Source organism: Gleimia hominis, from assembly GCF_032085515.1.
Classification (GTDB): Bacteria; Actinomycetota; Actinomycetes; order Actinomycetales; family Actinomycetaceae; genus Gleimia; species Gleimia hominis.
In genome coordinates this window covers 603,144-617,448 of sequence record NZ_JASXSX010000001.1, presented here as the reverse complement: position 1 = coordinate 617,448, position 14,305 = coordinate 603,144, and the positions used below count along the sequence as shown (strand labels likewise).

12 protein-coding genes are annotated in these 14,305 nt (G+C 54.0%); 5 read left to right on the top strand and 7 right to left on the bottom strand.

Going from position 1 to position 14,305, the window contains the following annotated elements; translation table 11 throughout:
* Nucleotides 1-336 precede the first annotated feature (336 nt).
* Nucleotides 337-768, bottom strand: coding sequence for a CBU_0592 family membrane protein (locus tag QS713_RS02585; RefSeq protein ID WP_313272206.1), 432 nt, complete (start codon nucleotides 766-768; stop codon nucleotides 337-339).
* Nucleotides 769-819: 51 nt separating this feature from the next.
* On the opposite strand from QS713_RS02585, the gene QS713_RS02580 reads away from it, so the two are divergent.
* Complete coding sequence (locus QS713_RS02580) at nucleotides 820-1,776, top strand: LysR family transcriptional regulator (protein WP_313272204.1); 957 nt, start codon at nucleotides 820-822, stop codon at nucleotides 1,774-1,776.
* Nucleotides 1,777-1,849: 73 nt separating this feature from the next.
* Complete coding sequence (gene ypfJ, locus QS713_RS02575; protein WP_313272202.1) at nucleotides 1,850-2,752, top strand: KPN_02809 family neutral zinc metallopeptidase; 903 nt, start codon at nucleotides 1,850-1,852, stop codon at nucleotides 2,750-2,752.
* 29 nt (nucleotides 2,753-2,781) lie between these two features.
* On the opposite strand, the gene QS713_RS02570 is transcribed toward ypfJ, so the two are convergent.
* The 4 genes from QS713_RS02570 to QS713_RS02555 all read right to left on the bottom strand — a co-directional run bounded on the left by QS713_RS02570 (nucleotide 2,782) and on the right by QS713_RS02555 (nucleotide 8,500).
* Complete coding sequence (locus tag QS713_RS02570; protein ID WP_313272201.1) at nucleotides 2,782-3,531, bottom strand: DUF998 domain-containing protein; 750 nt, start codon at nucleotides 3,529-3,531, stop codon at nucleotides 2,782-2,784.
* Nucleotides 3,532-3,589: 58 nt separating this feature from the next.
* Entirely contained in the window at nucleotides 3,590-6,418 is a 2,829-nt protein-coding gene (locus QS713_RS02565) for an FAD-binding and (Fe-S)-binding domain-containing protein (protein WP_313272200.1), read from the bottom strand.
* A 316-nt stretch (nucleotides 6,419-6,734) separates the two neighbouring features.
* Nucleotides 6,735-7,916 carry an SLC13 family permease gene (locus tag QS713_RS02560; protein ID WP_313272199.1) on the bottom strand — a complete coding sequence of 394 codons (1,182 nt, stop codon included), beginning with the start codon at nucleotides 7,914-7,916 and terminating at the stop codon, nucleotides 6,735-6,737.
* 152 nt (nucleotides 7,917-8,068) lie between these two features.
* Nucleotides 8,069-8,500: an organic hydroperoxide resistance protein gene (locus tag QS713_RS02555; protein ID WP_313272197.1), complete on the bottom strand. Its 432-nt coding sequence runs from the start codon at nucleotides 8,498-8,500 to the stop codon at nucleotides 8,069-8,071.
* A 225-nt stretch (nucleotides 8,501-8,725) separates the two neighbouring features.
* On the opposite strand from QS713_RS02555, the gene QS713_RS02550 reads away from it, so the two are divergent.
* Nucleotides 8,726-10,171, top strand: coding sequence for a sodium/glutamate symporter (locus QS713_RS02550; RefSeq protein ID WP_313272196.1), 1,446 nt, complete (start codon nucleotides 8,726-8,728; stop codon nucleotides 10,169-10,171).
* Between the two features lie 217 nt (nucleotides 10,172-10,388).
* Here QS713_RS02550 and QS713_RS02545 read toward each other — a convergent pair whose 3' ends face one another.
* Both QS713_RS02545 and QS713_RS02540 read right to left on the bottom strand, forming a co-directional pair.
* Nucleotides 10,389-10,988, bottom strand: a complete 600-nt coding sequence (locus tag QS713_RS02545; protein ID WP_313272194.1) for a riboflavin synthase — start codon at nucleotides 10,986-10,988, stop codon at nucleotides 10,389-10,391.
* A gap of 189 nt (nucleotides 10,989-11,177) precedes the next feature.
* Nucleotides 11,178-12,242: a GIY-YIG nuclease family protein gene (locus tag QS713_RS02540; protein WP_313272193.1), complete on the bottom strand. Its 1,065-nt coding sequence runs from the start codon at nucleotides 12,240-12,242 to the stop codon at nucleotides 11,178-11,180.
* A 317-nt stretch (nucleotides 12,243-12,559) separates the two neighbouring features.
* On the opposite strand from QS713_RS02540, the gene chcB1 reads away from it, so the two are divergent.
* Nucleotides 12,560-13,312, top strand: coding sequence for a trans-4-hydroxycyclohexanecarboxylate dehydrogenase (chcB1, locus tag QS713_RS02535; protein ID WP_313272191.1), 753 nt, complete (start codon nucleotides 12,560-12,562; stop codon nucleotides 13,310-13,312).
* Between the two features lie 88 nt (nucleotides 13,313-13,400).
* Entirely contained in the window at nucleotides 13,401-14,228 is an 828-nt protein-coding gene (locus QS713_RS09115) for an ABC transporter ATP-binding protein (RefSeq protein ID WP_376779544.1), read from the top strand.
* Nucleotides 14,229-14,305 lie beyond the last annotated feature (77 nt).

Below are 14,305 nucleotides of genomic sequence, written 5' to 3'. Positions count from 1 at the left end.
GACTAACGGTGTTGTATCACGCAGCATCGTTGCCCCCATCAGGTTTGCGAAATAAACAAATCTATTTTCAATCTACAGTTTATTACAACGCATGGATTTATAGAGCGCAATAAATAAACGCAGGCGAGCTAAACCACTCCACCCGGAAATCCCTCTAGCGCACACCAGTTTCCGGTGCTCGACGACCGCGCCCTTTGAAGGTTTCTAGCGGGCTACGCTCGCAACCTCCGAAGGTTTTTAGTACGCGACCACCGCAGCCTTTGAAGGTTCCTAACAGGCTACGACCGCAGCCTCCGAAGGTTCTTAGTACGCGGCCACCGCAGTCTTTGAAGATTCCTAGTGGGCTACGACCGCACCCTCCGAAGGCGAAGTGGTTTCGTGTAGCAATGGAAGCTCGGGTTTATTGCTCTGATTATTGAGGTGGTGGTTCACCTGCTTGTTACGCCCCCGCAGTTGAGTTGCGCGCCGCGCCTTCGTGTAAACCAACTGTTTCAAATACGCCCGTTTAACCGTCATAACTACGTAAAAGCCAATTAGGACGAACACGGCATTGGAGAACACGGATGGCCACGCCCCCGTGGCGGACGCTAGGAACGCTGCGAATGAACCTGACACAATGCACATCAGCTGGTACCTCAAAGAGTCTGCCGCAAGTTTACCCGTCGAAACGAAGTAGTAGGCACCGAGGTACAGCACGGCACCGAGCCAACCTAGGCTCTGCGCAAGAATCTGGAGGGTGTGGTTCACAACCACCATATTCCCAGCCAAGATACTTAATTACAATTGCAATTAACTACACCAGTAGTTAAGTTTTACTACATGGAGATATCTGTGCAGCGCCTTGACGTTCTCTTGGCTGTTTCAAGAGAAGGAGGTATTCAAGCAGCAGCGGACGTACTCCACGTTTCCCCCTCAGCAGTAAGTCAACAGGTGCGAAAACTCGAACAAGAATGCGGCACCGAGCTACTAACGCGAACCCACTCCGGCGCAGTCCTCACCGAAGCAGGTAAAATCGTTGTCGCCGGAGCCGAACGAATCGAAACAGAACTCGAACGAACCGCACGCGAACTATTGGAATCCGCAGGTACCCCCACCGGTGTCGTTCGTCTTGCCGCCTTCCAAACCGTTATCCGGGGGCTCATCCTTCCGAACCTCAACACCCTCACCGACCTCGCCCCAGGCATCGAGTTGCATCTGCAAGAAGCAGACTCCGACAAAGCCCTAGCCGCAATCCGCCGTGGAAAAGCCGACATTGCCGTACTGGAGTTCGACTCAGAAATACCTCGCGGACCAAGAGGAGTAAAGGTACTGCCACTGCTGCAAGAACCGTGGTACATGGTTTACCCTTCCACACTCGCCGACCCGCACGACCCCATGGAGTTAGCTAACGAAACCTGGCTTGGTGTGGAACCCGGCACCGCCGCAGGCATTGCGATCGCGAGGCTCGCGGAACAGTGGGGGTTCACGCCCTCTAGTAAATACGTATACGCCGACTACGATGTTGCCCTCCACATGGTTGCTGCGGGGCTGGGCACAACCGTCATCCCAAAGCTAGGCCTCACCTACCTCCCCGAAGGGGTGGAGGCCCGCATGATCACCGGCCTGGGCACCCGCCGCCTAGTGCTGTGTATATCCGCGGCGATGTCACGGCAATCAGACGCCATTGACCTCATGTGTAAACTTCTTCGGCAAGTGGCACTTTCCCACACGGAACAAGGCGAAATGAACACCGGCCCCACCCCGCAAGCACCCGGCATAAGCAACACAACCACGTAACGCATGCGCATAACCCACCACGGTTTTCGCCTCCCGCTTCTCGTTGCACCTACGCGTGTAATACCGTTAGAGCATGAGCTTTAACGACAACGTGAACTTGGATTCCTCCCGCGTTAATACCTCCCGTGGTCGCGGCCGCGGCGTTGCACTTGGAGGCGGTGGTCTCGTAGTCGTTATCGGCCTGTTCATAGTCTCGCAAGTTACTGGAATCGACTTCCTCTCCATGTTCACCGGAGGCACCGCAGGTTCGAACAGTGCAACCCAAGTGCAAGAATCGCAAGGTAAAGACCTGTCGCACTGCAAAACAGGGGCGGATGCCAACAAGTACGACGAATGCCGCATGGTCGCAACCGCCCAGTCGTTGGACGCAATGTGGTCGAGCGCCCTTTCGGAACAAGCGAACGTGCAGTATAAGAAACCAGATTTCAATATTTTTGAGGACGCCGTGCAAACTAAGTGCGGTGCCGCCACCTCACAGGTGGGTCCGTTCTACTGCCCAGCGGATAACACCGTGTATTTAGACCTGTCATTCTTTAACGAACTGTCTAAGTTCGGTGCTCAGGACGGCCCGCTCGCGCAAGAGTACATTGTGGCGCACGAATGGGGGCATCACATCCAGAACCTCACCGGGCAGTTCCAAACACACAACTCACAACAATCCGGGGCGCAATCCGAGTCCGTAAGAATGGAACTGCAAGCCGACTGCTACGCTGGAATATGGGTGAACCGCGCCGCTAAAACACCAGACCCAAAGTCTGGCCAACCGTTCCTAAAAACACCTACCGACGAGCAAATCCGAAACGCCCTGTCCGTCGCCTCCTCAATCGGTGACGACCACATCCAAGAACAATCAGGTGGAAAAATCAACCAAGACTCGTGGACACACGGCTCCTCCGCCCAACGAACCCAATGGTTCAAAACCGGCATGCAAACCGGCAGCATGGCCCACTGCGACACCTTCGAAGGCTCGCTGTAACCTTATCCACTATTTAAAGGTTGAGAGGCCTACCCGCTAGTTACGCCGCCCCTACCCGCGACTGACGGGTGGGGGGCAGTTCCGGCGACGCAGGTTTCGTATGTCCACAGCATGGCCCACACCGCGAGCGCCACTAGGGACACGCGTTGGGTTATGCCCATCATGTATGTGGCGTCAAATAGGGACACGATGCCGGTGTATAGCGCGGTAATGGTGTGTATGACAGCTAAGGTTGCGATGGCCGCGCGGGTTCGCGTTCCCCTCAGGAGTAATGCGGAAAGTAGGGTTGCGGTTATGGTTGCGGTATTCGCCACTATGGAAGCGGTTTCGTGCATTATGTCTGAGGGAAGTGCGCAGTGCGTATGCGTCAGACTGGGGGAACATGTCATGGGGAACGCGGCATCCACTAACGTGGCGAACGCGAAAACTAGGATGAGGCCCCAAACTAGGCGCCACCAGCGGCGCCTCCCCCACTTTTTGAACACGAGGTCGAGCTGCGCGAACCGGGGTAGGCCCATGCTTTGGGTGGTGAGGGTGAATCGTGGCCCCACAAACCAACGCAACCCTACGGTCGCGCCCACCACCATGAAGCCGGCTGATACCGCGTCACTAACCCGAAACAAAAGGGAGGTGGGCTGGTTCAACGCCGCGTACTCAGAAGTGAATGCGTAAACCGGGTCCAACGCACCGTTAATAAACCCACCCAGCGCCCACAGGTTATACGCTGCGATCGCCAAACACATCGTGGTCACTAAGAGGACCCGTCTAGCACTGCTCATAGGCATAATCCTAGACGGGTCCACCCGCAAAAACGCATTCAGTTGTTGTGCAGGACTACTACAAGCGGGCCGCTAGCTCTTCCAGTACGTGCGTGTAGTTATGGCCCGTGGCGCGCGTCATCCCAAGTTCACAAGTGCGGTTGCAAGACAGGTACAAAGACGCGTCAATCGAGTTCACACTCTTAGCTTCATCTGCAGTTGCTGTTGCAGTTAGTTCCTCATGCAACAAACCCCGGTCCCCAGCAAAACCGCAGCAACGCCAACCATCCGGAATACGCACTTCGTCCGCCACCAGGCCCGACAGCGTAATCAACGCGTCATTAATCCCCAACTGGGTAGACGCACACGTCGGATGCACCACAGCGCAAGCATCGCGATGCAGGCGCGGCAGCTTCGGGGCAATATGCTCAGCCACAAACGGAACCGCATCCACCACCTGCGCGTTATCCACCCCCTCATTACGCAACGTAACAATCAGGCCTTCAGTGCAAGACGCGTTGTCACAAATAATGGGTAGCCGCCAGTTGTCGGACGCCTCCCCCAACACGCGCACTAAACGCTGCCCCATCGCACGCTGGCCATCATCCATCCCCTTCGACTTCCAGGGGGTACCACAGCACAGGCCCGAAATCCCTTCTGGAACAGAAAGCCGCACCCCAGCGCGCGCAGCCAACTTCATCAACGCCGGCCCCACACCCTTCTGAGTCGGATGCGTCGACGCGAACATCGAACCAATACACGCGGGCATAAAAATCGCGTCCGGCTGATGTTGAATAACAGGGCGCCTGCGCGGACCACCACCAGGCAGCTCCGCACTCAACTGCGGAACCACGTCCGTGCCAATAATCTTGCGCGCCACACCTAACCCAGAACGCACCACCTGGTTCGGCAGTTTCTTCGCCACAGTCATCCCAAGCCCAGCGGCACCATCAGCAACCAGGTTCCACGAATGCGCCATGCCTTCCCACATTTTCTTTTCCACCGCTGACGCCTGCTCGCTGCGCAGTTCCCGCACCAAATTACCCGTGTTGATATTCACCGGGCACGACGTCTGGCACATCCCATCCACCGCACACGTATCCACCACGTCGTATCCCTGCTGGTTACGCAAAGTTTCCACCAGGTCCTCATCCCCCATCGCCTGCGCCGCACCGATCGCACGTTGCAACACAATCCGCTGTCGCGGCGTGGTAGTCAAATGCTGCGACGGGCACACCGCCTCGCAGTAACCACATTCCACGCAGTCATCAATCACGGGGCGCACATCCTCCGTGCGTTTAATATCCCGCAGGTGCTGCATGTCGTCCTCAGGAATAATTGTGCCCGGATTCAACACATTCTTCGGGTCGCACGCATTCTTAACCTGCACCATCACCTGGTACAGATCGTCCCCATACTGGCGCTTCACAAACGGCGCCATAATCCGCCCCGTACCGTGCTCCGCCTTGAGGGTACCTTGCTCCCCAATAATCAGATCCACCAGGTCCTCAGTGAACAACTCATAGCGCTTCATCGCCTTCTCGTCCGCGAACGATTCCGTCACCAAGAAGTGGATGTTACCGTCTTTCGCGTGTCCAAAAATGACCGCCCCATCGTAGTTGTGCTTACCGAACAGATCGTGCAGGTCCGTGCACACCCCCGCCAGTTTCGGCACGGGCACCGCCACGTCCTCCAGTAAAGCCACCGTCCCCTTCGGCCGGTTACGCGCAATCTTCGTGTACAACCCGTTGCGCAGCACCCACATTTGTTGCCGCCGTTTCGGATCTTGCGTCATCTCCGCGTCCGCGTACAGGTCGAAGTCCTGGAACTTCGCCAGCCCCTCTTTCGACAGTTCCCGCAGCTGCTCATCCGAGTCCCCCTGGTATTCAACCAGCAGAACCGCTTCTTTATTTACCTTGAACCCGTCCGGAAGTAGGGCCGCACTCTCTTGCCCCATCGCCACAATCGACTCCGAGTCAATCAGTTCCACCACGTCCGCACCCGAATCCACCAGTGTCGGAAGGGCCTCGTTCGCCGAATCCAGCGAGTTAAACAGCAAGAACCCCGTCAAATTCTTCTTGTGCACCGGCACCGTATTGAAAGTTGCCTGCGCCACGAACCCGAGGGTACCTTCGGACCCCACCATCAGGTGTTCAAGGATTTTCGCGGGCGTATCGAAGTCAATAAACGAGTTCACCCCGTAGCCCATCGTGTTCTTAATTGCGTAGCGTCGTTCAATATCCTTCTTGAGATCCGGTGCCCGCAGTTCGTCTCGCAGGTGCTCCAAAGTGGCCACCAGGTTCGGCTCTTTGTCTCGCAGTAGCTCGTCGGCATGTGGATCCCCCGTGTCCACAACTGTGCCCGATGGCAGTACGATCACCATTGAGTCAATGGTGCGGTACGTGTTCGCGGTTGTTCCACAGGTCATGCCCGAGGAGTTGTTCGCCACCAAACCACCGATTGTGCAGGCAACGGAGCTAGCGGGGTCGGGGCCGAGTTTGCGTCCGTACCGGGCTAAAGCCGCGTTGATCTGCACGATCGTGTTGCCCGGTTGCGTGCGGACCTTCCGGCCGCCGTCAAGAATCTCAAAATTCCTAAAGTTGCGACGCACGTCCATGGTGAGGCCGCGGCTCATCGCCTGCCCAGACAGGGAGGATCCACCCCCGCGGAGCGTCAGTGGCCATCCGGCGTTAACCGCGATCGCCATTGCGGAGGCCACTTGTTTCGCGGTTTTGGGGCGGGCAATGGCCTGTGGAATCGCCAGGTAGTGGGATGCATCCACCGCGAGCGCTAACCGATCTAGTTCACGCGTGGACACCTCAACGTCCGGGCCCAGTACGTCCGCTAGTTGGCGTACGGTCTCTTCGGGTACAGCAGTCATCGCAATACGTCCGGCGGTGGCGCTCATTCTTCCTCCTTGAAATGGCGGGGTTCACATGTCAAAAGTCAGCTTACGAACCTGCGTTTTCATGTGCGCGCTGAAATCCTTCCCTCTTCCTTTTACCTTCATTTCCCCTGGTCACAACTAGTTTTGAGGATGTTTCTTGCAACTAAGGTTCTCTTTACTTCACGGTCCATAAAAACGCGATACCACAACGTGTGCATGACTTAATACCTACACGGCCTGCAAAAACTACGCCCGCGCCCTCGAAAGTCAGCAAACCCTCTAAGGGCAAGCCAAGTTCCTCAAGATCAGGTGGAAACGGAGAATCCTGGGCTGGATATTACAGCACCGCAACCGCTAAAACGGTAGTTAAGGGCGCTACTACGAACCCTAGAAGAATAAAACGTAACCAATGGACACGCTGCCCATCTGCCTGCAAGCGTTGTGACCAAAGCAGGGTTGCAAGTGAGGCCCACGGGGTAATCAGTGGCCCAACGTTAACACCTACCAAGAGGGCAAACAGCGATTGCGGGTCTGAAACCGTATTCTCTAACGCTAAGTAAGCAGGCAAGTTGTTCACCAGGTTTGCACCAACTAGTCCCTGCAGCGCTTTTGCTTCCGCACCAAGAAAACCCGGGAAGGTGGGGGTAAAGTCGTTAATCATATTGCCCGCTACGCTAATAAGCGCGCCCGTGGCGAGGAAAATCCCGAGCATCTGCAGGACCAATTTCACCGGAACCAAGTGTTTAGGTAAATCCGTTGACGACGCTACCCCCACAATAATTAGCAACGCTAGCGCCGCAACACTACCAGCTATCCACGGCGTAACCCCACACACCAAAGCGACACAAAGAATCACCAGAACGATAATGCTCAGCGCGATTACACCACGGTTCCCCTCACGCTTCTCCATTTTTTCTATCTGCTTTTCAGCGTGGGAATCCACATGCTGTTCCCTCGGGTGCAGCGTGCGGTATTCCAGCACGAACAAGATGGCTGCCGGCACTACGCAGCTAACTATCCACGCTGGCCACATTTGAGCAGCGAACTGCAGTGGTGAAGTACCCGCATGCTGGTCGGCAACTAAAAGATTAGTGAGGTTAGATATAGGAAGTAAAAGGGACGCGGTGTTTGCCAGCCAGATGGTGGCGTACGCGAACGGGCGGGCACTCACCCCTAGGCGCAATGCGGTCGCAACCGCGATTGGAACCATCAACACCACCGTGGTGTCTAACGAAAAGAATACTGTTGACACAATCGTGACTAAGCAAAACACCAGGTAGAACACACGCGGGTCCGACGCCCCCACTCGCGTCAGTGCGCGCGCTAACGCAGAGAACACGCCACCGGCGTCAGCCAATGTGGCGACAATTGTCATAGCGGTAGCGAACCCTACGACGGGCCCGACACGGATGAGCATCTGCTCAATTTCAGCCCACGGATACCAACCGGCCACAAACGCGACGATTCCCACGGCTATAAGTGCCGCGGGAATCGCATAGTTCTTCACAGCGGTAGACATTGGGGCTCCGTTCGTTACTAGACGACTTCGGGTTAATTGCGCTTCTAGCCCCATACCGGTTTTGACAGCTGTTGCCGAGTGCGACAGTTGGTTGTTGCCGAGTGCGACAGTTGTTGCTGCCTCTACCACTAAGGCAGCGTGTAGCCCCTCAACTATAAAGCAGGGACAGCCACGACCTCCACCGGAACATTGCCGCGCGTAGCTTTCGAATACGGGCACAGTTCGTGGGTGCGGTCTGCTACTTTCTGCATTTCCTCCACACTCATGCCGGGAATGTAAACTTCGATTTTCACACTGATTGCAAACGAGTCCCCTTCGGGGCCAATCGACACGTGTGCGCGCACCGCACTGTCATCTACTTTCACGTCCAGTTCTTTCGCTGCCAGGGACATTGCGCCTTGGAAGCACGCGCCGTACCCCATTGCGAAAAGCTGTTCGGGGTTGGTACCACTGCCGTCGCCACCCATTTCTTTTGGTGGGCGCACATCCAAAGTCATCTCCGGGTTTTCGGTGTGTGCCTGACCGTCCCGGCCACCCTTGTTGTCAGCTACTGCGGTGTAAACAATTTTCTCTGGTGTATTCATGCCTCTAGTCCATCACTATTCGCAGCACAAAACAAGAGTTTTCTTGCACAGCTGAGGGCCTTAGGGCCTACGCACGCGTTAATCAGCGCGGTAAAATAGAAGATTTCGTTGCTAAATCGTTATCTTTTACGATCCCGTATGCTTCTAATACTCGTTAGACTCGCAATTATTCGCGTGCAAAGTTGCCGCTTTCCAAACACATAACACGAGTTCTCAGGAGATAACATGACACCACAGTCCATTGGCCTAGCTTTACTTGTACTGGGATTCATTTTGCTTGTCGGTAAAGTTCTGCGCATTAAAGTTCATTGGATGCAATCCCTATTCTTACCTTCCGCGATTATTGGCGGCACAGTGGGCTTGTTAGCAGGCCCGGAGGTGTTCGGCAAGATTGCATCTTTGTTGGGTACCGACATGTTCGCGTCGGGTGGTTTGTTTACCGAAGACATGATTGAGGTTTGGAAAACTCTGCCGGGCCTGTTGATTTCGGTAGTGTTCGCCACCTTGTTCTTAGGGCAAGACCTGCCCGGCCCGAAGCGAGTTGTTGAACTGGCAGGCCCACAACTGTCCCTGGGGGTGGCTTTTGCTTCTGGCCAGTACGTGGTTGGTTTGCTGGTGGCAGTTTTGATTATCACCCCTATTTTCGGTATCCCGTACATGGCGGGCGCGTTGATTGAAATTGGGTTTGAGGGCGGCCATGGCACTGCGGCCGGTATGATCCAGGTGTTTGAGGACCTAGGTTGGTCGGAGGGCGGCGATTTAGCTATTGGTACCGCCACTGTTGGCCTGGTGGGTGGCGTTGTAATTGGCGTGGGGCTGATCAACTGGGCGGTACGCACTGGCCGCACGAAGGTGGTGCATGAAACTGCGGATCGGTCGCGTGAAGAAGAGATTGGTTTATTCCGCAATGATGAGTACTACCCGGCAGCTCGGATGACGGCCCGCCCGTCCTCGATTGAACCGCTTTCACTGCACGTCGCGATTTTGGCGTTGGCGATTATTCTTGGGCAACTAATGCTGTCTGGCTTGCAATTATTAGAGACCACGTTCTGGCCGGATTTCAAACTGCTTGCTTACGTCCCGTTGTTCCCGCTGGCTATGATCGGTGGGATTATTGTGCAGCTGGTGTTGAAGTGGACGGGGTATGACCACATGATTGATTCGCAGATGATGGCTCGGATTCAAGGTTTAGGGTTGGACCTGCTGGTGACGGCCGCGATCGCAACCGTTTCGTTGAAAGCGATTTCGGCTAACTTCTGGCCGTTCTTACTGTTGTGCGTGGCCGGTATTGCTATAAATACGTTTATTTTGTTGTGGTTTACGCCGCGTTGTATTCCTGATTACTGGTTTGAACGTGGGATCGGTGACTTCGGCCAGTCGATGGGTGTTACTGCTACCGGCTTGATTCTTATGCGGATTGTTGACCCCGAGGGCAAGTCGCCGTGTTTCGAAGCGTTTGGTTACAAGCAGTTGGTGTTTGAACCGTTCTTCGGTGGTGGTTTCATCACCGCGCTTATGACTCCGTTGATCTTCAAGTTTGGGCCGTGGCCACCATTGATTGGGATGGCTGTTTTGTTCGTGATCGCGTTGACAACCGGTTTGTTCTATTGGGGTAAGGATATTGACCAGAAGAAACTTAGGGCGTCTTATAAAAAGAACGTGGCTAAGTAGTTTCCTCTTGGAGCGTGTGCCCTACATGTCAGCGCACACGCTCCACTAGTTAAACAAAACCGTCACACACAAGTAGTTACAGGCGAAAGTAGTCACACACAAGTAATTACACAAAGCAGTTACACACAAGAAACCCGAGTTAAATATTGAAAACCAGTGTCGTCCCCTCGCTTAGTAAGAGCGGGGGTACGACTCTTGTTTATTACCGTGTGCGTTTTTACTTTGTTTCCATTAGCCGCTGCACGTATTTTGCGATGGTGTCGGTCTCTAGGTTCACGCGGCTCCCTTCAGCTAGTGTTCCCAGCGTTGTTGCCTGCAGGGTCGCGGGGATCAACCCTATGGAGAACCAGGTCTCCCCAACTCCCGTTACTGTCAGTGATACCCCATCGATCGCAATGGATCCTTTGAGCGCAATTTGCCTCATGAGGGATTTCGGTGCCTCTATAATTATTTCTTTCCACTGTTCGCCGCGGCGGATCTTTTGAACTGTGCCGATGCCGTCCACGTGTCCGGATACGATGTGCCCACCGAGCCGATCCGAAGGCCGAACGGCTCGTTCCAGGTTCACGGCGTCGCCCGCTGCCAACTGCCCCAAGGTGGTGAGCCGCATTGTTTCTGGCATTGCGTACGCGTAGAACATGTCTTTTTCGATTTCAGTGACGGTGAGGCACACGCCGGCGGTAGCTACGGAATCCCCAAGTCTCAGCTGCGGCGCGAACGGCGTTTTGATGCCAAGCACCATTTGTTCGTTCTGCGCTTCCCCACTGGCTGATACGGAAACAACCTCGCCTTTGCCCTCAACTAAACCGGTGAACATACCCTACCTTCCTTTAATCCCCCAACGTTATTTTTACCCACTAGTGTTAATCCCCCAACGTTATTTTTACCCACTAGCTTTTGGCCTCTGAAAGTTTTTCTTATCCTCCAAAGACACTCTCCACATTAAGCTAGGATACCGGCTTTAGGCTAAGGCTTTATCTTTTACAAACTACCAGTACGCAAACTGTTAACACTCGGTCTGCTGACGTGTACCCGAAGTGTTGTCCGCCAGCATCTGTTGGAACTGCGGGGATGCGATGCGTTCGAACACCATCCGGGTGAGTGGTTCACTATGACTCCTACCGTTCAAAAGCGCACTTTGCTTCCTCATGGAATGGATCGCCAGGGACCGGACGCCAGCACGCATTTCCTCAGGAAAAACAGAAAACCCAAAAACACCCAACGGGCCCGCAAGCGAATCAACGGGAACACTGTACCCATGAGGAACCCGATACCACTCAGTTAGGTAACCATTTACCTGATCTGGAAAATAGATGTTCTCGTCGCGCTCTCGTTCCGTTAAGGACTCCTCATCCACAAAAGAACCCATCTCAGCATTCAGACGGAACACTAATCCTAGACTCTCTTCCCAAGATCCGTAATCGGATTCCATCCTGTGGCGCGGAAAAAAGGCCAGCTCTAGTGAGCCGACGTTTAGGGTTGCGAACCGCCCTCCCGCGGTACTTGGGTAGTCTGACAGGGTCCAGAAGCGCTTCTGCGTTTGGGTCGCGTTTGGAATCGCGAGCGCCACGATCTGCGCCAGCTCATCCACCACTACTTCCCACACGGGCCGGCCGTCCGGCATTACTTCTTGCCCACGTCGTTTTGTTAGCAACTTGGGCGTTTCTTGCTTGAGGTTCTTCGCAGCCTCCGCGAATGGGGCTAAATCATAACTGGGGTGGCCGGTTGCCCAGTGCAGTTGTTCCTCTGGTGCAACATAGTCATCCAACACTGTCGGTTCCCAATGCCCGAAGTTAAAAGCCCGGTTCCGCAGCCTATGAGCTGCCCGCTGTTGCCTAATGGTTATGCGCTCCGGCTCATCCAAGTTGCCCTCAGGAATATGACAAAAAGAAATCGCAGTAACGTACTGCCATGCCGCATGGTGTTTAGACCCGTGTCTATGCGTGGAATAGCGGGTGACGACGTTTTCTGTCTGCCCAACATAGCGTTCACCGTTTTTGAACTCCAAAATGTAGATACCACGACGTTCATTGGGTGCAAATAGTGGGGCAACAGTAGACGGATCTGTCAAAGTCCAACGTTTAAACTTTAAACTGGATACCTTGTATTTCTCAGGGCGCATAATAGCAAGAGTAGCTTATGCAGATCAGTTTCATTAAGCATTTAATCGCACCTGTTCACGGGTTAAAACTCGCACGAGAATCCCCAAGTGGCGTAGACTACACAAACAGGCCCTTTTTGGGACTAAAGGACTAGCTGGGCGTAGCTGCCATCTGCAGGTCGGTTCCTTGAAGTAGGTACGTTTTTATTAAGAAGAACGGTTTGTTGTACGCGACCGGTTAACTACAGAATCCCAGTTTCGGCAAGAACATTTTGGAAGGGAAGTCAATGATGTCTGAAAAATTAGAAGGTAAAGTTGCTCTGATTTCGGGGGCGGCGAGCGGAATGGGGGAATCCCACGCACGACGTCTGGCGGAAGAGGGTGCGAAAGTCGTTTTAGGTGACATCGCGGACAAAGAAGGTCAGGCTTTAGCTGAAGAAATTGGTGCGGACAAGGCGCTATTTGTGCACCTGAACGTGGCGGACTACGACAGTTGGGTAAGCGCAGTCGAGGAAACTGTGAAGAAGTTTGGTTCCCTTGACATTCTTGTTAATAACGCAGGTATTTTTACCCGCGGCAATGCAGTAGATGCGACCGTTGAGGATTGGCAAAAGACGATTGACATTGACCTGACGGGCGCGTTCTACGGAATCAAAGCCTCCGTTCCAGCTATGCGTGAGGCTGGGGGCGGGTCGATCATTAACATTTCCTCTATTGCGGGTCTAGTTGGTTTTAAAAACCGTTTGGCCTACGCCGCAGCTAAATGGGGTGTGCATGGGATGACGAAGACATCAGCGTTAGATTTCGGGCCGGATATTATTCGTGTTAACTCTGTCCACCCTGGTTCCGTTCGCACGCCTTTAACGGCCGGGCTCAAACGTGGTTTCGGCCAGATCCCACTTGGTCGGGACGCGGACGTCAGTGAGATTTCGAACCTAATCGTGTTCCTAGCGTCCGACGATTCCGCTTTCATTAGTGGTGCAAATATCGCTATAGATGGCGGTGAAACTGCGGGCAACAATCTGCGTGAAGACTCGTAGAACTTAGAACCCTCATTCTGCGCTAAATAGCATGTGAGGTACCACAGCACCTCCGTGACCAATAGCTTCCGAACTTAGTCACGCTCCCGTGCTGGTGAACGGCAGTTCTATCTCCGTCGAGGCTGTGGTGCCTCACAAATTTGCACGACAATATTCGCGCTCTGTCACTAGATTTCGATTCCACATTTATCCGCTCGTTCAAGCCTCACATGCTACTCTTAAGCATGTGAATTCGGGGCTGAATCCGGCGATTTCCGCCAGACACATCTGCTTTGCGTATCAAAAAGGTACGCCAGTTTTGACGGATGTAAGTTTTGATCTAGCATACGGAGAGTCGTTAGCGATCGTTGGCAGATCAGGTCTAGGAAAGACGACGTTACTGCGTCTAGTAGATGGCTCACTCGTACCGACTAATGGTGATATTCATGTTTGCGATCACCCACTAAGGAACTTATCGACAAGAAAACGTTTAGAACTGCGGCGTAAACATATCGGACGAGTATTCCAGACTCCACGCCTAGTTCCCGAATTCTCCGTAATGGAAAACGTTATGCTCCCTGCTTTACTTTCTAAAACACACAGAAACGCGGCTCGCGAACGAGCAACCGCATTACTGGACCGTGTCGAGGTAGATCCCAAAACTCAAGTGCTCGCGCTCTCAGGTGGACAAGCATGCCGTGTTGCAGTGGCAAGGGCATTGATTTGCGACCCGCAGGTAGTTATTGCTGATGAGCCTACTGCTAATCTAGATCCCGTCTTAGCTCAAACCGTATTTTCCCTATTGCTTGACATTTGTCGGGGAAAACGTGCTCTGCTCATGGTTTCGCACGACCAGAACGTAGCAAACCAGTGTGTTCACGTAGCACGTTTAAAGCCAGCAGCCAGTAGTGGTGCGATTTTGGAAGCAGAACGGTAACCCGGCATGTTTGCCGCACTTCGGTTGGGCTGGAAGTTGAAAAGCCCCGGCAGAATCCACGTCCTGATAGGTGTTGT

Coding starts and splice junctions, on each gene's coding strand:
- QS713_RS02580 (WP_313272204.1), top strand. CDS start 820: ATGGAGATATCTGTGCAGCGCCTTGACGTTCTCTTGGCTGTTTCAAGA.
- ypfJ (WP_313272202.1), top strand. CDS start 1,850: ATGAGCTTTAACGACAACGTGAACTTGGATTCCTCCCGCGTTAATACC.
- QS713_RS02570 (WP_313272201.1), bottom strand. CDS start 3,531: ATGAGCAGTGCTAGACGGGTCCTCTTAGTGACCACGATGTGTTTGGCG.
- QS713_RS02565 (WP_313272200.1), bottom strand. CDS start 6,418: ATGAGCGCCACCGCCGGACGTATTGCGATGACTGCTGTACCCGAAGAG.
- QS713_RS02560 (WP_313272199.1), bottom strand. CDS start 7,916: ATGTCTACCGCTGTGAAGAACTATGCGATTCCCGCGGCACTTATAGCC.
- QS713_RS02555 (WP_313272197.1), bottom strand. CDS start 8,500: ATGAATACACCAGAGAAAATTGTTTACACCGCAGTAGCTGACAACAAG.
- QS713_RS02550 (WP_313272196.1), top strand. CDS start 8,726: ATGACACCACAGTCCATTGGCCTAGCTTTACTTGTACTGGGATTCATT.
- QS713_RS02545 (WP_313272194.1), bottom strand. CDS start 10,988: ATGTTCACCGGTTTAGTTGAGGGCAAAGGCGAGGTTGTTTCCGTATCA.
- chcB1 (WP_313272191.1), top strand. CDS start 12,560: ATGATGTCTGAAAAATTAGAAGGTAAAGTTGCTCTGATTTCGGGGGCG.